This is a genomic window from Psychrobacter piscatorii (genome assembly GCF_904846415.1).
Taxonomy (GTDB): Bacteria; Pseudomonadota; Gammaproteobacteria; order Pseudomonadales; family Moraxellaceae; genus Psychrobacter; species Psychrobacter piscatorii.
Map to the genome: position 1 here is coordinate 65,277 of NZ_CAJHAR010000011.1, position 19,391 is coordinate 84,667.

Below are 19,391 nucleotides of genomic sequence, written 5' to 3' on the forward strand. Positions count from 1 at the left end.
CACAATGCTCAACTGGGCTTTTTTATACCTAGCGTTTTTATAGATTTACGCGTCGATCAACCATCCTTGTTGGGTCGCATAGTCAATATTGTATGAGAGCCAATCATGAATGGAAGGAAAGCTGTCTTTGATAAAAGCAAGCGCCGCCGCCACTTGCGAGCGCGTCACCTGAGATTCAATCCACGTTTTTCCCTCGGTATTGAGATTAAGTAAAAATGGCAATAAGCGATCAACCACTCTGAGCAGCTGAGCCTCTTTGCTACTACCCGTTTCTTGCTCTTCCCAAACCTCACTCAAAGCTGCGATGCCGTTACCACGCTCTGCTTGCAGTCGGGCGATGCCAGCGCGTTCTTCAATATGTGCGTCGCTACGACTGTTTGCGAACAAAAACGTATCACCCGCGTCAATCTCACCCAAATCATGTACCAAAGCCATCTTTAGCAATTGTTCATGATTGACATCCAGCTCAAACAACTCAGCGATTGACCAGCACGCCATGGCTAAGTGCCAAGAATGTTCGGCAGAGTTTTCTCTGCGATCGGTATCAGTCACGTAACTACGGCGATTTACGCGTTTTAGCGCATCTAGCTCTAGTAAGAAATGAGTGACATCCTCTATGTCGATAGTTGCAGCAGATTTTTGATCGGTCAATGACATCGGTGTGTTTGAGGACATATTTCTCTCTGATTTTTGAGTCGTTTTATATACTACGGTGTGGCTAACAACAAAATAGCGCTGATGTTATCAAGCGCTATCTCTTATAAGTCATTGAGTTAAATGACTGAGTACCCTGTTATATAACCATCTACTTAATCAAATTCAGAATGGTTTTGAAGGCAGGGTCCTCACTGCTACGGCACAACTCAAACAAAATGGTTTCTACTGTTGAGATTATCCCACCTGCACGGCGAATACGGCGAATGGCTTGTTTTTTGTCGTATGGAAAACGCGAGCCAACAGCATCGCCAATAATGACCGGTTGCATACCATTGTCTAGCAAATCAAGCGCGGTCTGTAACACACAGACGTGCGCCTCAACCCCAATAAGCAATACGGTACTACGGTTTTGCTGCGCTAAATGATGCCATGTGTCATTGTTATCGCAGGCACTAAACGTGACTTTTTCAAAGCTCTTTGCATTGTCGCCCTCCAGCACATCACGAAGCTCTGGCAAGCTATCGCCCAATCCTTTTTTATACTGCTCGTTGAGCATGATGGGGATACCGAGCGCTTGCAGTCCTTTGATTATGGTCACTGTTTTTTTGATGATATTCTCGTGATCATAGATATGTGGCGTGAGGCGCTCTTGTACATCGATAATCATCGCTTGGGTATTTTCACGAGCAATTCGGTAAGTACGATCAGTAATCATCGTAGACATAATACACTCCTTGTACGGCTGATATTTATTATTAAAAGCTATTTTAAAATGACCATCATTAGAATTTTCATCAATAATAGTCTTAGCTCAGCTCACCCTTATTTAGTCACAGTTTCTTGAATGCGTCAATGGAGATAATTTTCATCAGTACCTATGTGCTCTTGACTACGCCAAGTATTAACTCGCTCATTATACTCACAAAAAACCCCCAGCCATCACGGCTAGGGGTCATTATTAGGATATTTTTAATCAACAAATGTTACAAACTGGCTACCGACTTTAAAATTAAACACGCTCAATAATAGTCGCGATACCTTGACCTAGACCGATACACATTGTTGCTAGACCGATTTCGGTATCTGACTGCTCCATTGCGTTGAGCAAGGTTACTGTGATACGAGCACCTGAACAGCCGAGTGGATGACCCAGAGCAATCGCGCCGCCGTTGATGTTGACGATGTCTTGCTTGTCGGTCAAGTTCAATGCTTTTAGGACTGACAAACCTTGCGCTGCAAATGCTTCGTTTAGTTCGATGGTTTGCATGTCACCGATACTCATGCCAGCACGTTTCAATGCTTTTTGTGTGGCAGGGACAGGACCATAGCCCATAATCGCTGCGTCACAACCAGCAACAGCCATGCTACGGATACGGGCGCGCGGCTTGAGACCGAGATCTTTTGCTTTTTGTGCGCTCATCACTAGCATCGCTGATGCACCGTCAGATAGTGCAGATGACGTTGCTGCTGTGACAGTACCGCCTTTTGGATCAAACGCTGGACGTAGTTTTTGCATTTGCTCCATGGTCGCGTCTGGACGGATGACTTCATCCACAGTACATAGTTGCAAGCGACCATCAGCATCATGACCTTCGATACCGATGATTTCATTGTCAAAACGACCCTCAGTGGTCGCTGCCCATGCACGGCGATGTGACTCAAGACCAAAAGCATCTTGCTCTTCACGCGTAATGCCATTCATACGGCCTAGCATCTCAGCGGTCAAGCCCATCATGTTTGAGGCTTTTGCATAGTGCTTAGAGGCGGCAGGGTTTAGATCAATACCATGCATCATGCCGACGTGACCCATGTGCTCAACACCGCCAATGATAAAGACATTACCTTGGTTGGTCATGATTTGTGCAGCCGCTGTGTGTAGTGCTTGCATAGAAGAGCCACATAGACGGTTAACCGTTTGACCACCAGCGGTTTTTGGAATACCCGCCAAGAGGCCAATGTTGCGACCGATGTTCATGCCCTGCTCTAGTGTCTGGTTGACACAGCCCCAGATAATATCTTCGATGTCATTGGTGTCAAAGTCATTACGTTCAACCAGCGCACGTACCAATTCAGCGGATATGGTGTCCGCACGTACATGACGGAACATACCGTTTTTGGTTTTGCCCATTGCCGAGCGCACGCCATCTACGATGACCACATCATTTGGACTTAAAGTTGTCATACTATCTTCCTTTTCAATTTTTATTGTCAGTGTAGACCGTTCACATCAGCGTTATGATTTATTTATCTTACGCTGTGCATCATGTGCAATACGCGTTGACGTTGAGTATCATTTAGCACGCTGTAGTAAATCAGCCAAAACAGCACGTCTGTCATGAAAAATAGTGATAAATCCATTGCTATCTTTGTTTTGACAGACGTACCACACTTATCCTAATACGGTATGTTCATTACTCAACTGAGTAAAAAGTCTCGCCTGCGGCTGCCATGTCGCGAATCTTTTGCGGGGCTTCATAGGCTTTGCCAAGATGAGCGTACTTTTCACATAGTGCCAAGTAGTTATCTAGACCCATTTGGTCGACATAACGGCAAGGGCCACCGCGGAATGGCGGGAAACCGACACCCATAATCATCGCCATGTCGGCCTCGGCAGGCGTGCTCACGATGTTGTCTTCTAGGCAGCGAACGGTTTCGTTGCAGAACGCCAGCATAGTGCGGTCGATGATCGCTTGATCGTCGAATTCTTGCTTGTCACTGTCAGTCGTGGTTTTTAGCAACTCGTAAGTGGCTTCATCGGCAACTTTCTTTGGCTTGCCGCGCTTGTCAGTTTCATACTTGTAGAAACCTACGCCGTTTTTCTGACCGAGACGTTCGTTCTCATACAGATGCTGAATCGCGCCTTTGTAATCTGGCTTCATGCGATCTGGGAAACCATCCGCCATGACTTCTGCGCCATGTACACCCGTATCTAGACCGACCACGTCGATGAGATAAGCAGGGCCCATTGGCCAGCCAAATTTTTCCATGACTTTATCGACATGAGCAAAGTCAGCACCTTGCTTGAGCAATAAATCAAACGCGCCAAAGTATGGGAACAATACGCGGTTGACCAAGAAACCTGGGCAGTCATTGACGACAACTGGCACTTTGCCCATTTTTGAGGCAAGTGCTACGGTAGTTGCGATGGCTTCTTCAGAAGATTTTTCACCGCGGATCACTTCGACCAGTGGCATACGATGTACTGGGTTGAAGAAATGCATACCGACGAAGTTTTCTGGACGCTCAAGCGCTTCTGCTAGGAACGTAATAGAGATAGTCGACGTGTTTGATGCTAGGATACAATCGTCTTTTACTAGCCCTTCTACTTCTTTTAATACCGAACGCTTCACGTTTGGATTTTCTACGACCGCTTCGATAACGATATCAGTTTCGCTGAAGTCACCATAGTTCAAAGTAGGACGGATACGGCTTAAGGTTTCACCCATTTTTGCTGGGGTCATCTTGCCGCGTTCAACCATTTTGCCAAGCAATTTGCTGGCTTCGCCCATACCAAGGTCTAATTGCTCAGATTTGATATCTTTCATAATGATTGGCAAGCCTTTGCTGGCTGCCTGATACGCGATACCGCCGCCCATGATACCAGCGCCTAGTACAGCCGCTTCATTGATGTCATGTGCTTGTTTGCTGTGTTTTTTGGCCAGTTTTTTGACCAGCTGATCGTTTAAGAAAAGACCAACCAAGCTCTCTGCTTGTGGGGTTTTTGCAGCTTTTGCAAAACCGGCGGCTTCAACTTCAATCGCTTCGTCACGCGATAGATTGACGTGTTTTTCGATCGCTTCGATAGCGAGGGCTGGTGCTGGGTACTGCTTAGGATTGGCTTTAGCGAAAATAGCACCTTTGGCACTGTTAAACGCCATGGCTTGCTCAAGCTGGTTTAGCTTAACAGGAGCCAGTTTTTCTTCACGTTTCGCTTGCCAATCAAGCTCACCTGAGATACATTTTTTGACCAAATCAATGGCTGCATCTTGTAAGTCGTCAGCCGGTACGGTGGCATCAACCAAGCCGAGTTTTAGCGCATCAAGTGGTTTTTTCGGTGTGCCAGTGGCGATAAGCTCAAGCGCGTTATCGATACCAATGACACGCGTACTACGAACCGTACCACCAAAGCCTGGGAAGATACCTAGCTGAGTTTCTGGTAGACCGATGATTGCCTTGTCACTCATGACGCGGTATTCACATACCAAGGTCATCTCACAGCCGCCGCCCATTGCCGCGCCATTGATGGCAGCCACTTTTGGGAATGGCAAATCTTCAAAACGATTGAACGCGTCATTGACATGAACGACCCAATCTTTGATCTCGCTTTCTGATTTTTTGAAAGAAGCCACAAACTCTGTGATATCAGCACCAGCGATAAACACGCCTTTGCCTGAAGTGACGATCAGGCCTTTGACGTCGTCCGCTTTTTCTAAAGCAGTCACGGCTTCACCAAACTGTTTGTTGGTTTCGGCATCAAATTTGTTCACGCTCTCATTTTCGGCGTTGTAGTGCATGTTGGCGATGCCATCCTCTAGCATTGTCACCGTGATGCGATTTCCTTGGTATACCATTTGAAACTCCTTTCTATATAACGAAAGCTACGTTTTGAATTAAAATAAATAGCCAGTTACTGTTAGTAAAATGGGTAATAGCACTGTGCGCCTGTCATGTTGTAAAGACAAACACATAGAGGGCGCACAAGTGAAGATGTCTTTATTATCCAGCGCTCATGATGTGATACGTATTTTGACGTCTCTTGTACCCCATCACACGGCGCTTCATTTATATGTTGCAAATACTGCTATTAAAATACTGACTGAGACATGGTCCAACACTGACAATTGCTGAATTAATACGCTGAGGGAAAACCCACTACAGTCAACATCAGACCATTTTCACGTCAATTAGTGTAGGGGATTATGCCCCTAGCTGTCACAAGCTAATGCCATACTCGCAAGTCACTCTTAAATCACCTGTAGGCATTTACCTTATGCGCAAAGTGTTTTAGTGAATGCTTGTATACTGAGTTGCTATTTTGAATGTATTCCGTCTTGCTCTTCTTTACGGTCTACCACCTCAAGGGTGATAAACCGTTGGTGTAGCCCAATTAATATGACTTACTTAGCTTGCGCCTTTATCAGACCATATTCAACCAGTGAATGACATCAGCGATACGTGACCGAATATTGTTGTGATATTGCGATTATCCTGCTTTATTTTTAAACAGATGACAGCCGTAAAATGCAAAAAACAAACGATTGATACCGTGTCTCACACGAGCAATATGACCTATCATGCTACACTAATACCGCTTTTACCTTATCCCTAATAAGTTTTCATTATATCCCTGATAAATGGTTGGATTATGACGGTTTCCCTTACTTCTAGCGCTACCTCTTCTGGCTTTACCCCTTTTAACGCTGTCTCTTTTCAAAGCACTGAGCAATTTCATTGTGCTGTGCGCGCCCAACTGGCGCAAGATATTGAGGTCTTGTTTGCTTATGCCAAGCTGCCTAGTCCACTGGTAGATGCCTGTCGTTATGTCATGACTGGGCAAGGTAAGTTGGTACGCCCACTGATGGTTGCCAGTGCTTTTGCCAGTATTAATAGCGGTAATAGTGAACGTACAGACGAGCATAAGGACGACATCGACATGCTCAATGCTGATCTGGATTCGCTGCTAGAAAATGACTCAGACTATGATATGTCACGCCGCGCTGCATTGGCCGTAGAGCTGCTACACACTTATTCGTTAGTGCATGATGACCTGCCCTGTATGGATGATGACGAGCTGCGCCGCGGGCAACCAACTGCGCATATTGCCTTTGATGAAGCGACTGCGCTGCTGGCAGGGGATGTGTTGCAGACGCTCGCGTTTGAAGTATTGACTGCGGAGATGCCAACCTTTGCGCCATTCGATGCAGATATTGCAAGTCAGCTCATGGCCATATTTGCCCCGCGCGCACGACGCATGGTGTCTGGTCAAATGCTAGACCTCAATGCCGAAGCCAGTACCAGTATTGCACAGGATGATTTAGAAGCCATTCACCGTGATAAAACAGGGGCGTTGATTGAAGCAGCTATGCTCATGGGCGGCGTCTGTGCTGGCGCAACGGCGCCACAACGTATGGCATTGGAAGAGTGTGCGCAACATATTGGACTCGCCTTTCAAGTTCAAGATGATGTACTGGACGTGACGATGACGACTGATACGCTTGGCAAGCCTGCAGGTAGCGATGAGAAATTAGATAAATCTACTTATGTAAAATTGATGGGCGTCGATGATGCGACCAGCTATGCGCAAACGCTCTTCAATGACGGACGCGCTGCTATTTCTCATGAACTAAACAGTCGTGAGCTTAACGACAATCAAGACAACCTTGGCAAAAATAATGACGCATTGTTGGCGTTGATTGAGTGGCTGTGGTCGCGTAAAAAGTAACTCGTCAAATCACAGAAAAATAAAAACAGCTTAGCAAAATCTATTATTCAACAAGGTAGTGAGTGGTCAACATGGACAGTTCCCCTACCCCGCGTATTTATCTTGGCACTGGTGGCTATAGCGATACTGACTTACTCGGTACGCTATATCCGCAAGGTACCAAAAAGACCGACTTTCTACTTGAATACGCCAAACAATACGGCGCAGTCGAAATTAATAGCACATTCTACGCGCCCATTGGTCAAAAAGCCTTTGCGGGAATGGTTGATAAAGCCTATGTGCAAACTGATAGTGAATTGAAGTTCGCCGTTAAACTACACCAAGATTTTACTCATGCGCGCAAAGGCACTGCAGAGCATGCACAGGCGTTTCTTACTGCGCTATCCCCGCTGGTGGACGCCGATGCCTTAGCGCCGTTATTGCTTCAGTTCCCACATGGCTTTGACCGTACTCGCGAGCATCGTCTCTATCTCGCCAATCTTGTCAGCTGGTTTAAGGACTATCCGCTTGCCATCGAGTTTCGTCATAACGGCTGGCACACCCCGCAAGTGGTCGATAGCTTTGCACAGCAAGGACTGATTTGGTGTAGCGTCGATTACCCTAAAGTTGGCGGACTGCCGCCCTCACGCCTGATATTTACCGAGCGTACAGGCTATCTGCGTATGCATGGCAACAATTTAAATTGGTGGGATGCGATGAGCGCAAGTGACCGTCATGATTATCGCTATAGCGAGGCGGAAATGCAGGACTGGGCGCAAGCGATTGCCAATCAGCGTCAGCATTTTGATACGCTCTATGTCTTTTTTCAAAATACGGTAAAGGCGCATGCTTATTATAATATTGCAATGCTTAGAGAAGCGTTGACGGCGCACAACTTTGACGTATTGTAATTAATCTAAACCCAACCCTTAAATTAATAAGAGCGCTATGGATTCACTCAGTCAAATCGTCTTAGGTGCTAGCGTCCAAGGGGCAGTACTTGGTAAATATCAGGGTCGTAAAGCCTACCTATACGGGGCGATACTGGGCACTCTACCTGATTTGGATGTGCTTATCAGCTACCCCGATCCCATCAGCGACATGACTTACCATCGCAGCTTTAGTCATTCATTATTTGTTCTGACCGCAGTAGGTATCATCGGCGCTTGGCTCATTAGTCGCTATCATCACTGGCGCGATATGCCGTTGCCTTATTCAACGCGGCGCTTAGCACTCGCCATGACGTTGGTTTTGACTACCCATCCTATCTTGGACAGCTTTACCGTCTATGGCACACAGTTGTTTTGGCCATTGCAAGATCCTTTGCAGATAACCCCCATCAGTATTGCCTCCGTCTTTATTATTGATCCACTCTATACCCTGCCATTACTTGTAGCTGTGACTGTGGGACTTATTAAAGGGTGCAAACTTGCGGTATTTAAGTCAGGACTGTGGGCCAACTGTCAGCGCTTTACCCTGTGGATGCTGCTGCTTAGTAGCAGTTATTTGCTGCTCGGCTTAGGCTTAAAATACCATGCACAGTCCCAAGCTGAGCAAACTTTGGCAACGGCTAATATTAATACTACGCGCATTAAAACCATGCCTGTGTTGCCAACAATACTCATGTGGCGTACCGTTGCCGAAGACGATCAAAATAGATTGCTCGAGTTACGCGGTAGCGTTTTGGATAGCCGCTTACCTGAATATCGCTATCTAACGCAGTACGACAACGCGCAGACACTACGGGCAAACCTGCCAGCGCAAAGCCGACCCTACGCCCAGCGTCTTGACTGGTTCTCTGGTAACTGGACAGGGTATCGCGCCCAAATGCTACCCGCCACTTCTACTACTAGCGATGCAACCGAACAACTGGTCGTCGATGATTTGCGTATGATGGCAGGTGATACGGCTTTCTTTAGTTTTGTATTAGCTGCCAAAGCCAATCAAAGTACCCAATGGCAAGCCATCACGCCGATAGAAGCACCTGTGGTGACTCCTGACAACCAAACTGAATCATCGCGTTTTGAGCTGATAAAACAAGGCTTTAAACGGGTGTTTGATGAGTCGGTTGTAAGTGGCGATGGTTGGATTTTGGTTGATTAAGGGTATAAATTGGGAAGTAACGCGTGTGCAATCTAACACTTGATGTATCAACGTAGCGTTTCTAGTAAGGTATTGCACACTATGATAAAAAAAATCGTCACTATTATAATGCTAACCCTTGTAGCTACTTCAATTTATTTTTTAGTAACCCCTTACTATGAGGTAAGATGGATTCATGTTACATACGATACTGACAATCAATACCTTGCTATTGCTAAAAACTCAGACAATAAAGTAAAGTTTGATTTTTGGTATAACGGTGATTTCGAAAAGTCTTATAACTTAGAAAATCACAAGCTAGGAAATAATTGGTCACTTGTATTTAAAGATGAAAGCGAAAATATAGATGAAATACAACTTGATAGCCTTATTTTGGTAGTTGATGGCGAGGTTTTAAAAGTTAGGTATAAAAAAGATCCTTTAAAATTTGAATTGAATGGCATGTATAAGGATATCATTGCTACTCAAAGAGCCTTTCCCAAACTCTGTGTAACTGCTTATAATCCACTAACAGGAGAATAAGCAATGACTACCCAATCTGACATTAAGAAACTGGCCGAGCAAATGGCTGGTAGCATGAACAGCTTTGATGATATCAAAGACTTTCAAAAGCAGCTCATGCAATCCTTTATCGATACTGCCTTAGAGGCTGAGATGGAAGACCATCTCGGCTACCCCAAGCATGAAAAGGCGGATAAGCCTAACAAGCGCAACGGGCACACTAAAAAGACCGTCCGCAGTGACACAGGCGATCTTGAGATATCTACCCCAAGAGACCGTGATAGCAGCTTTGAGCCTGTACTCGTTAGTAAGCATCAAACCCGTATCTCAGGGCTTGATGATAAAATCATATTTCTTTACGCCAAGGGCCAAACCACCACCGAGATTGTAGAGAGCATTAAAGAGCTCTACGATGTCGATATCTCAAGTAGCTTGGTTTCAAGAGTCACTGACAACATCTTAGAGGACATCACTGCATGGCAGAACCGGCCATTGAGCAGTGTTTATCCTATCGTCTATCTAGACTGCATTGTCGTCAAAGTACGTCAAGACAAGCAGATCATCAACAAAGCCATTTACTTAGCCCTAGGCGTTAACCTTAACGGTAAAAAAGAGCTGCTTGGTATGTGGCTATCAGAGAATGAAGGCGCTAAGTTCTGGCTAGGTGTTCTTACCGAGCTTCAAAACCGTGGCGTACAAGACATCTTAATCGCTTGTGTTGACGGTCTAAAGGGCTTCCCTGATGCCATTAACACCGTCTATCCAAAGGCACAGGTTCAGCTGTGTATCGTACACATGGTGCGCTATTCAATGAAGTTTGTGCCGTGGACGGATAAAAAGGCCGTAGCGGCTGATTTAAAGGCCATTTACGGCGCTGATACCCTTGAGATGGCAGAGGCCAATCTTGAGCACTTTGATGAGACTTGGGGCAAAGATTACCCGCACGTGGTCAAGTCTTGGCGCAATAACTGGGAGGGCTTAACGGTGTTCTTTGAGTATCCGAAAGACATCAGAAAAGTGATTTATACCACCAATGCGATAGAGTCGCTAAACAGTGTGATTCGGACGGCAGTGAATAAGCGTAAGGTGTTCCCATCTGATCAGGCAGCATTTAAAGTGGTGTACTTAGCCACCCAGCAGGCATCCAAAAAGTGGTCGATGCCCATTCGTAACTGGACGTCTGCTTTGAATCGCTTTATGATTATGTTTGATGATCGTATAAGCAGGCATTTAATCTAAATGGCAGTTACACAGAATCTGAGATGGGCTCTACTCAAACTATAAATCTAAAAAAAATTCCTAAGGACTCTTTCATTCTAGAGGTTACAGGCATTTTAACTACTGAATATGGAGAAGTATTACCTTTCTCATATACTCAAAAAGGTAAGGTTCATTCAGTGTCTAATTATTACTCAGGTTTTTACTTATTAATGCCTACTGTATAATGTCTTTACCTTCTTATCTTTCTAAACTAGCAATTGAGATTGATAAAAACTTAATATATCTCTATCTGCTAGTGATAAGTTAAAAGCATAAGCCTATGGAAAGCTGAGAGCCGCCATAAACAGAAAAACGATACCTCTCAACGTCCTTTTTTCAAATCAAATACTCGGTTGAATATTACGCTTCAACACCAGCATCTTGACCTTTATATTTTGCGTTTGCATAGTTCCAGTTCATAAGCTTATCTAAGAACGTATCTACACAGTCGAGATTTAAATCAACAGCACCCCATCGCCACAATCACTGAATAACTGCTTACATAGAGCTATGCGTGGGCGCAGACTTCATCATATACCAGCTCGCACTAACAAACAGCAGCACCGCCAGCACAGCGCCAAAAATTTCTACCACAAACAGCGTCTGCCCCATTGGCGCGACCGAGCGCGGGAAGATATTAGTAATGCCTGCCACATACACCACAAAAAACTCCACCGCGAGCAATAGCAGTATCTTGCCGCGCATCGCATGACCGTCAATCCCCGCGAACAGCTGCCAAATGCTCAGCAGCCCAAGGGTAATCAAAAATACATTAAATAGCGTCATCACCATCGGTGAGTAGTCAGTCAGCGCCCGCATCCCGACCAAGTTGCTAAATATCACAAAGCACAAATTGATGACCAAGAGTGTCAATATGGCAAGTACTGCGATGCGTGCTTTATTCACCGTGCCCTCGTCTTATTCTCATGATTGATAATGCGTATTATAGCGCTGGTGGGGTCATTTTTGCCGATACCAATTAGCTTGCATCGTCACGCTTTGCCCGCCATTCCTTTTTTAAGATGGCATATTGCAAGGTGTCTTCATACTTTGGCGTGCCGTCTGCATTTTTGATAAACGAGATAAACTCCACAAAATGCCCTTCTTTACGCATACCCAACCGCTCGCACAGCTTTTGTGAGGCAACATTGTCTACTTCGACATAAGCATAGACCCGTCTGGCATCGGCTTTGTCAAACAAATAATCAATAAACGCCTGTGCGCTCTCGCTGGCGTAGCCTTTGCCATGAAATTGCTGATTAAAGTTCCAACCGACAGAATAAGTGTCTGGCTCTTCTTTGACATAGAATATCTCGCCAATCACTTTGCCCGTCTCATTCAGACACACGGCGAGATAGTCGCCCTCGTCTTTTTGTCGTTTGGCGATTTTTGCTACGGCTGCATCTATCGAGGTGACTTTATCGCCTGCAAAACAGCTGGGTATGGGGCTGGACAGATACTCGAGCAGGTCGGCAGCATCGTCGGCGGTAAAGGGGCGCAGATTTAGGCGCGGTGTGTGTACAGTTGTCATTATTATGATCTCGTTATTATGGTCTTGTTATTTGTCTAGGTCATGCTTTATCAAAGTCAGAAGAGTAAATATCAGGCATCGCTATCTTACCGTGATATTTTTATTGTCCTATTAGTTTTTATCAAAACACAAACCAAAAAAAAGGACACCTCACGGCGTCCTTTTTTCAAATCAAATACTTGGTTGAATATTACGCTTCAACGCCAGCATCTTGACCTTTATATTTTGCGTTTGCGTAGTCCCAGTTCACTAGCTTGTCTAGGAACGTGTCAACATAGTCAGGACGACGGTTACGGTAATCAACATAGTACGCATGTTCCCATACATCACAAGTCAATACAGCGATTTGGTCATGTGCAAGTGGGGTATCAGCGTTAGCAGTTTTGGCGATAGATAGTTTGCCACCGACTTTGTCAGTAACTAGCCATGCCCAACCTGAACCAAACTGAGTCAATGCTGCGTTTTTGAACTCTTCACGGAACTTATCATAGCTACCAAAATCTTCTTCGATTTTAGCTTTTAGATCGCCAGTAGGTTCGCCGCCACCATTCGTTGGTGTCATGCAGTTCCAATAGAACGTGTGGTTCCATACTTGAGCTGCTTGGTTAAACATACCTTGTTTGCTTTCATCTTTAGCCGTTGCTTCGATGATTTCTGGCAATGTTTTGTCTTCAAGACCAGAGCCTGGTAGCAATTCATTTAGCTTGTTTACATAAGCAGCATGATGCTTGTCATGATGATACTCTAGCGTCTCGGCACTGATATGTGGCTCTAGCGCGTCTTTTGCGTATGGTAGATCTGGCAATGTAATGTTTGACATAGTTATTTTATCCTTGCTGTTTTTGGCCATTAAATAATAGTAGCTGAATTTTGCATTGTTCTGACGCTACAAAATCATGACCTAAATTGGCTGAGTTTATTGTTTGGACTGACATTTAGTGCTTAATACCTATTACTGCTTGATACAATATCACGTATTATTATGAATCCAAACTGACTTAATTGTTATTTTTGGCAAAAAGCCAAGCGTTTGGCTTACTGCGCTTTTATTAACTAATTGTTCATAAGCCATAAGATATAATTCACTGTAGCTTGTTGCGCATTATAGCAAAATTGACCAGTGATATCAGTTACCAAATGTTATAACCCGTACAAACCACATAATAAGAAATCCTCACATCTATATAACGGAATGCCCGTATGAGCAACACTGACGCCTCACAACTCTCTACCCAATCAACTGCCGATAACCAATGGGTACTCGCCAGCAATAATAAGGGCAAGCTAGCTGAGTTCAAAAAACTGTTTCGCGACGCGAATTTGAATGTGACGATCATTCCGCAAGGTCAGCTCGATATCGAGGACGCTGTTGAAGATGGTTTAAGCTTTGTCGAAAATGCCATTATCAAAGCACGTCATGCCAGCCGTCTGAGCGGCTTGCCTGCGATTGCTGATGATTCTGGTTTGTGCGTTCCTGTACTGGGCAATGCGCCCGGTATATACTCTGCCCGCTATGCAGGCGAACACGGCAATGATGGCAAAAATAACGCCAAGCTCATCGCGGATTTGCAGCCCATTCGCGACCAGCAAACTAAAACGCCTATCGCAGGCATGTTTGTCTGCGTCCTCGCCATGGTGCGTCATGCCGATGACCCATTACCCATTATCGCTCAAGGTCTATGGCAGGGTGAGATTTTAGAAGCACTGCATGGTGACGGCGGGTTTGGGTATGATCCATTGTTCTGGTTACCTGAATTGCAAGCCAGTGCAGCCAGCCTCAGCGCTGCTGATAAAAATCGCATCAGTCATCGTGGTCAGGCAATCCAGCAGTTATTGGCGCAGCTGTCATTATAGTTTTTTTCTATTGGCTCTAATCAGTTCAAAGTAAAATCAATACGTTTCTGATCACGTGCTACTGATATAAATTTTCCTTACTTGCTGCTAAACAGAGGCTACGAAAAATTCATCTCAGTAGTACTTCGTTAGTCTTAGAGTAAACTGACTGTACCTTGCCTGTGAACTCTACAAGCGATCCATATAAAAATAAAACTACTTTAGAATCTGTTTCTGTTTTGAACCAATGATTTTGAACTGACCATAGCAAACAGATAATTTTTACTTTAATAAACAGATAGATTATACTGTTCTACTTTTAAAATTTTGTTGAAAGCCGTTATTTGGCTGTATAATTCACCAAAAAGCGTTATTATGCGGTGCATTAACGGTTTATGATTGATATTTGGTAGTGTCTGCAACTTGGACAGCGTTATCTTATGAGTATCAGCGGCGATGGCTACTGGTGCTGATTTTGAAGTTGCAGCGTTATCACTATCCCCTATTTATTCCAACGGCAACCGTCGTACACGCCCGTAATTTGAGGCACGGTTTGTCTATTACCATTTAACCCTAAGTACTATTTTATTAATCAAACGTACTACTTAATCCTAAAGGTGTAATGAACATGGCTACAGATTTACAAGTCACAACCAACAAGCTATCTAATAAAGAGACGCAGTTAACGGTTAAAGTTCCTGTTGAAAAAATTCAAAACAAAGTCGAAGGCCGTATTCGCCAAGTTGCGAAAACTGCCAAGATTGACGGTTTCCGTAAAGGCAACGTCCCAATGTCACACATCCGTTCTCAGTACGGTGCTGGCATTCAACAAGAAGTAATCAACGATGTGATCCGTGACACTGTGTTCGAAGCGATCAAATCTGAAGACATCCGCGCCGTTGGCATGCCTAACATCGATGACGTAAAACTTGAAGATGATTTCTTGGTTTATCAAGCGACTGTTGAAATCTTCCCAGAAGTAGATGTACAAGGTATTGATGAAATCGAAGTTGAGCGTCACACTGCCCAAGTGAGCGAAGAAGACGTTGACACCATGATCGAAAACCTTCAAAAGCAACGTGAAGAATTCGTTGAGAAAAAAGGCATGGCGGCGAAAGACAACCAAGTGACTTTTGACTTTGAAGGCTCTATCGACGGCGAAAAATTCGAAGGCGGCTCTGCTGAAGACTTTAAACTAGTTATCGGTAGCAACCAGATGATCCCAGGTTTTGAAGCGGGTATCAAAGGCATGAAAGCTGGCGAAGAAAAAGTCATCGACGTCACTTTCCCAGAAGATTACCAAGCTGAGAACCTAGCTGGTAAAGAAGCTCAGTTCAAAATCAACGTAAAATTGGTTGAAAAATCTAAGCTACCTGAAATCAACGAAGAGTTCCTTGAGCTATTCGGCGTAAAAGAAGGTGGCGTTGAGAAGTTGAAAGAAGACGTACGCAAAAACATGGAACGCGAAATCAAAAACGCTGCACGTAGCCAAGTGAAGCAAGCGACTTTTGACGCATTGCTAGAAAAGAACGAGTTTGACGTACCAAATGCGATGCTAGAGCAAGAAATCGAGCGTCAACGCAACATGATGATGCAACGTTTTTCTCAGCAGTTCGGCGCGAATGCTGATAGCTTCGATAAAGACATGCTGCCAAATGAGCTATTTGAAGAGCAAGCGCTACGTGCTGCCCGTCTTGGCATCATCGTTGCCCGTGTTATCGATACTAAAGGCTTAGAAGTAGATCAAGAGCGTGTTGAAACCTTCATCAAAGAAGCCGCTGAAAACTACGAAGATCCAGCAGAAGTGATCGAGTACTACACCAATGATAAGCAGCAGCGCGCTAACATTGAGTCTGTCGTACTAGAAGACCAAGTAGTAGATTACTTGATCAGCCAAGGTAAAGTCACTGATAAAGAAGTGAGCTACCAAGACTTGCTAGCGGCTCAGCAACAACAGCAGCAAGGCATGTAATTTAGACTGAGCGCTGTGTGGTGTTAAATCATAACACTTAGATAGCGCTCTTGTTCTAAACGCCAAAAAATACGGCCCCGATCGATGATCGGGGCCGTATTTTTTATGGAAGCTTGAGAACCGCTTTATTTAGTAAATCATCATAAAGTTTACTTTATACAAAAGCAGGAACAAACACTGCACCCAGTCCGAGCACGACTAGCCCGCGCTGTAACCATAAGTTATCACCGAGGCGTTGCTGCAGCTGCTGGCTGACCAGCGTACCAACTGCATATAGCGCCAGCATCGTCACTAGCATTCCTGCATAAAATCCTAGCTGACCACTCACGCCAGCGTTTGCTGGTACTTCCAGCGCATGTGCCAACCCGTGAAAGACCGCCAAACCACCAAAACCAAACAATGATAGCTGCTGAATGCTTGGCGTGTGCGCTACCTGAGTCTGCGCAGAGAATACCTCTTGTCGACTTTTATGACTCATCAAAATCAGAGCCAATACAACCACCGATAATGATATGGCAACTTCAATTAATCCAGATGATGCAGCAAACCCAACACCGCCAATCAGCACCCCAATAGTGCCCAATACTGCACCTAACGATAACCCTGCCGTCAATGACATCATACCTAAGCGCTGCTTTTGTAGACCATAAAACAACATGCCCATACCGACTGCCAAAAATAAATGGTCAAGGCCGGTCACTGGATGCATCAGTCCTGCTTGCAATGTGCCCAAAAATGACGGCGCTTGCATAGTAGCCGAGTGAATATGTCCTGAGTGTGCTTGTGCCAATGATGGTAGCATTAGCGATGTCATCAGCACAGCCGAACCAGACACGATATGACGAGCTGAGAGCGCTGGTGAAAAGTGAGAGTTTTTTAAAGTCTTTATCATGCGATTTTTCCTTACTATTACTATTCTAATTGTCGATGTGGGCGACTAGCTAAGCCAGCATGCCATGTTCTTTAATAAAGGCGATAATCTCATCCAGACCGTCACCTGTTTTCATGTTGCTAAATACAAAAGGCTTGTCGCCACGCATTTTTTTGGCATCGCGCTCCATCACCTCAAGTGACGCACCAACCATTGGTGCAAGGTCGGTCTTATTGATAATCAACAAATCAGATTTGGTAATACCAGGACCACCCTTACGAGGTATCTTATCGCCTGCAGAGACATCAATGACGTACAAGGTCAAATCAGACAGCTCTGGGCTAAACGTCGCAGCTAGATTGTCGCCACCTGACTCAATGATAATCAACTCTAAACCTTCAAAAGTCGATTGTAGCTCAGCAATCGCAGTCAGATTAATAGAAGCATCTTCGCGGATAGCTGTATGCGGACAGCCGCCCGTCTCCACGCCGCGGATACGCTCAGCAGGCATGGCATCATTGCGGGTCAAAAACTCTGAGTCTTCTTTGGTATAGATATCATTGGTCACAACGGCCATATTGACCGTATCGCGCAAGTTTTGGCAAAGACGCAAGGTCAAAGCTGTCTTGCCGCTGCCGACTGGCCCACCAATACCAAGGCGTAAGCACGATAAGGCAGTCTGATGTGAGTTGTCACTATCGATATGTAAGTCAGGGACGGCTTGATTATTTTTTGGTTTTATTGGGGTTAGAGACATCGTAAGCTCCTTAGAGGATTCATATAGGGATAATGATAAATAGAGATAAAGGTAAAACTATGAGCGGAACAACCGACTGTATTGCTCCTCGTGCATACTCGAAAGAATAGCCAAATTGGGTAAACTGTTAGAGATATTAAGCGATTCATAGAGGTCTTGGCATAATTGCTGACAGCCCTGCTCTTCACTCACATTTAAAGCGTCAATAGCGTTTGATGACATGATTAAATCATCAAAGGCTTGCTGTACGTCATCGCTCAGCCCATCAACCTGAGCACCCAGATCGCTTTGCAATTGCCATAAGATACGCTGACCTGCCATTTGTCCTAGCGGTACAGTCTTCACAGCGGCGAGCACCATATTCTCTAATTGAGCAAATCCATAGGTAGTCATCGACTGCGCTAATGGCAGCTGCCAATGCTGGGCAATGTGAGCGAATAGCGGTAAGTAACCATCTTCAGGTATCTCAGAAGGTATGCCAAGACTCAATACTTCGTTGAGCCAAGATACCATCGCCTGTGCCAGCTGCTGCGACTCGAGTACAAACTCTTTACTCTCGAGGCTAGCATGATAGTCGTGTGCTAGATTTGCCGCCAGCGCCTCATGACCTTGGCTAAGTGCACACATGATGAGTCCCAATATAGGTAACTCGTAGCCAATGACTGCAAGCGCTAGATAATCCTGCATAAATGTGAGCGTACTGGCTTCGTCAAAAATAACGCCTGACTCAATCGCTGACTCTACCCCTTGCGAATAGGTATAGCTACCAATCGGTAAATTGCTCGATGCCAGCATCAACAGCTGCCCAAGTTGAGTAGACTGTTGAGACTGAGTCATGCTATCAACCATCATTTGAATGACCTATGGACGCATCATCATGGCTGTGGCTGTCATCATGGCTATGACTTTTCTTATGACCATAAGAATCACTATGCGAATGTGCATGGGAGTGAGAGTGAGCGTGGTTATGCGCATGCCCTTGTCCTGACTGATAAGCACCTGTTTCAGGCTCAAATGGCACTGAGGTAGACCCGATATGTAATCCTAAGTTTTCTAGCATCTGGGCGAGCACATGATCATTTTCGAAATACAGTGCATACCCTGCGGCGCTGTGCTCAAACATCAATGGCACATGTCGATTGCCCAAATGATACGCGCCTTTCATCAATAAAAAGTCATTGTCAGCAGTCACTTTGGTCACCGCTTGTGGCTTGGCAATGACTTGCATCAGCTCCCCTACTGCATTGATCAGCACATCATCTCCTTTTAAGACGCCAGTTCGTGGCAAATCGATACCGACCGCCTCCCCTGAGACAGTAATAGCTCTAAAGCGCGAATGCTGACGAGTATCAAAGTCTAATAGCAGATAATCGTCGGCTTGATACTGTTCTGCTAATTGTGCTTTTTGGGTATCGCTAAGCGTACTTAAACGGGTATTAAATATTTTCATAAATATGATGCTCTACTTATAGTGGCTCAAACGAT

At 45.0% G+C, this 19,391-nt stretch carries 18 protein-coding genes and 1 pseudogene; 7 read left to right on the plus strand and 12 right to left on the minus strand.

Annotation, left to right across the window (positions count from 1 at the left end; all coding sequences use genetic code 11):
- Positions 1–45 precede the first annotated feature (45 nt).
- The 4 genes from JMX83_RS06935 to fadB all read right to left on the minus strand — a co-directional run bounded on the left by JMX83_RS06935 (position 46) and on the right by fadB (position 5,228).
- On the minus strand, positions 46–675 hold the full coding sequence (locus JMX83_RS06935) for an HD domain-containing protein (RefSeq protein ID WP_201599963.1): 630 nt from the start codon (positions 673–675) through the stop codon (positions 46–48).
- Between the two features lie 130 nt (positions 676–805).
- The gene (locus JMX83_RS06940; protein ID WP_201599966.1) at positions 806–1,381 is read right to left on the minus strand and encodes an isochorismatase family protein; all 576 of its coding nucleotides are present in this window, start codon (positions 1,379–1,381) and stop codon (positions 806–808) included.
- Between the two features lie 285 nt (positions 1,382–1,666).
- The gene (gene fadA, locus JMX83_RS06945) at positions 1,667–2,839 is read right to left on the minus strand and encodes an acetyl-CoA C-acyltransferase FadA (protein WP_201599969.1); all 1,173 of its coding nucleotides are present in this window, start codon (positions 2,837–2,839) and stop codon (positions 1,667–1,669) included.
- A 229-nt stretch (positions 2,840–3,068) separates the two neighbouring features.
- Positions 3,069–5,228: a fatty acid oxidation complex subunit alpha FadB gene (fadB, locus tag JMX83_RS06950; protein WP_201599973.1), complete on the minus strand. Its 2,160-nt coding sequence runs from the start codon at positions 5,226–5,228 to the stop codon at positions 3,069–3,071.
- 794 nt (positions 5,229–6,022) lie between these two features.
- On the opposite strand from fadB, the gene JMX83_RS06955 reads away from it, so the two are divergent.
- The 5 genes from JMX83_RS06955 (at position 6,023) to JMX83_RS06975 (ending at position 10,921) form a co-directional block, all read left to right on the plus strand.
- Positions 6,023–7,099 (plus strand): polyprenyl synthetase family protein, encoded by a 1,077-nt coding sequence (locus JMX83_RS06955; RefSeq protein WP_201599977.1) that lies wholly within the window; start codon positions 6,023–6,025, stop codon positions 7,097–7,099.
- Positions 7,100–7,170: 71 nt separating this feature from the next.
- Positions 7,171–7,989 (plus strand): DUF72 domain-containing protein, encoded by an 819-nt coding sequence (locus JMX83_RS06960; protein WP_201599980.1) that lies wholly within the window; start codon positions 7,171–7,173, stop codon positions 7,987–7,989.
- A 37-nt stretch (positions 7,990–8,026) separates the two neighbouring features.
- Entirely contained in the window at positions 8,027–9,181 is a 1,155-nt protein-coding gene (locus tag JMX83_RS06965; protein ID WP_201599983.1) for a metal-dependent hydrolase, read from the plus strand.
- Positions 9,182–9,262: 81 nt separating this feature from the next.
- Positions 9,263–9,703, plus strand: a complete 441-nt coding sequence (locus JMX83_RS06970; protein ID WP_201599986.1) for a hypothetical protein — start codon at positions 9,263–9,265, stop codon at positions 9,701–9,703.
- Positions 9,704–9,706: 3 nt separating this feature from the next.
- Positions 9,707–10,921 carry an IS256 family transposase gene (locus JMX83_RS06975; RefSeq protein ID WP_201599988.1) on the plus strand — a complete coding sequence of 405 codons (1,215 nt, stop codon included), beginning with the start codon at positions 9,707–9,709 and terminating at the stop codon, positions 10,919–10,921.
- A 381-nt stretch (positions 10,922–11,302) separates the two neighbouring features.
- Here the strand turns inward: JMX83_RS06975 and JMX83_RS15220 are convergent.
- The 4 genes and pseudogenes from JMX83_RS15220 to JMX83_RS06990 all read right to left on the minus strand — a co-directional run.
- Positions 11,303–11,392 (minus strand): annotated as a pseudogene (locus JMX83_RS15220) (superoxide dismutase [Fe]); the annotation flags it as partial.
- A gap of 48 nt (positions 11,393–11,440) precedes the next feature.
- On the minus strand, positions 11,441–11,848 hold the full coding sequence (locus JMX83_RS06980) for a hypothetical protein (RefSeq protein ID WP_201599990.1): 408 nt from the start codon (positions 11,846–11,848) through the stop codon (positions 11,441–11,443).
- Positions 11,849–11,921: 73 nt separating this feature from the next.
- Positions 11,922–12,473: a GNAT family N-acetyltransferase gene (locus tag JMX83_RS06985; protein ID WP_227675770.1), complete on the minus strand. Its 552-nt coding sequence runs from the start codon at positions 12,471–12,473 to the stop codon at positions 11,922–11,924.
- A gap of 190 nt (positions 12,474–12,663) precedes the next feature.
- On the minus strand, positions 12,664–13,293 hold the full coding sequence (locus JMX83_RS06990) for a superoxide dismutase (protein ID WP_201599992.1): 630 nt from the start codon (positions 13,291–13,293) through the stop codon (positions 12,664–12,666).
- A 380-nt stretch (positions 13,294–13,673) separates the two neighbouring features.
- Between JMX83_RS06990 and rdgB the strand changes: the two genes are divergently transcribed.
- Both rdgB and tig read left to right on the plus strand, forming a co-directional pair.
- Positions 13,674–14,327, plus strand: coding sequence for an RdgB/HAM1 family non-canonical purine NTP pyrophosphatase (rdgB, locus tag JMX83_RS06995; RefSeq protein WP_201599994.1), 654 nt, complete (start codon positions 13,674–13,676; stop codon positions 14,325–14,327).
- Positions 14,328–14,934: 607 nt separating this feature from the next.
- Complete coding sequence (tig, locus tag JMX83_RS07000) at positions 14,935–16,278, plus strand: trigger factor (RefSeq protein ID WP_201510232.1); 1,344 nt, start codon at positions 14,935–14,937, stop codon at positions 16,276–16,278.
- A 154-nt stretch (positions 16,279–16,432) separates the two neighbouring features.
- Here tig and JMX83_RS07005 read toward each other — a convergent pair whose 3' ends face one another.
- The 4 genes from JMX83_RS07005 to ureE are packed head-to-tail and all read right to left on the minus strand — an operon-like array spanning position 16,433 to position 19,356.
- Positions 16,433–17,170, minus strand: a complete 738-nt coding sequence (locus JMX83_RS07005; protein ID WP_201599996.1) for a HupE/UreJ family protein — start codon at positions 17,168–17,170, stop codon at positions 16,433–16,435.
- Positions 17,171–17,219: 49 nt separating this feature from the next.
- The gene (gene ureG / locus JMX83_RS07010; protein ID WP_201599997.1) at positions 17,220–17,906 is read right to left on the minus strand and encodes an urease accessory protein UreG; all 687 of its coding nucleotides are present in this window, start codon (positions 17,904–17,906) and stop codon (positions 17,220–17,222) included.
- A gap of 57 nt (positions 17,907–17,963) precedes the next feature.
- Positions 17,964–18,743, minus strand: coding sequence for an urease accessory protein UreF (locus JMX83_RS07015; RefSeq protein WP_201599998.1), 780 nt, complete (start codon positions 18,741–18,743; stop codon positions 17,964–17,966).
- 4 nt (positions 18,744–18,747) lie between these two features.
- Positions 18,748–19,356, minus strand: coding sequence for an urease accessory protein UreE (ureE, locus tag JMX83_RS07020; RefSeq protein ID WP_201600001.1), 609 nt, complete (start codon positions 19,354–19,356; stop codon positions 18,748–18,750).
- Positions 19,357–19,391 lie beyond the last annotated feature (35 nt).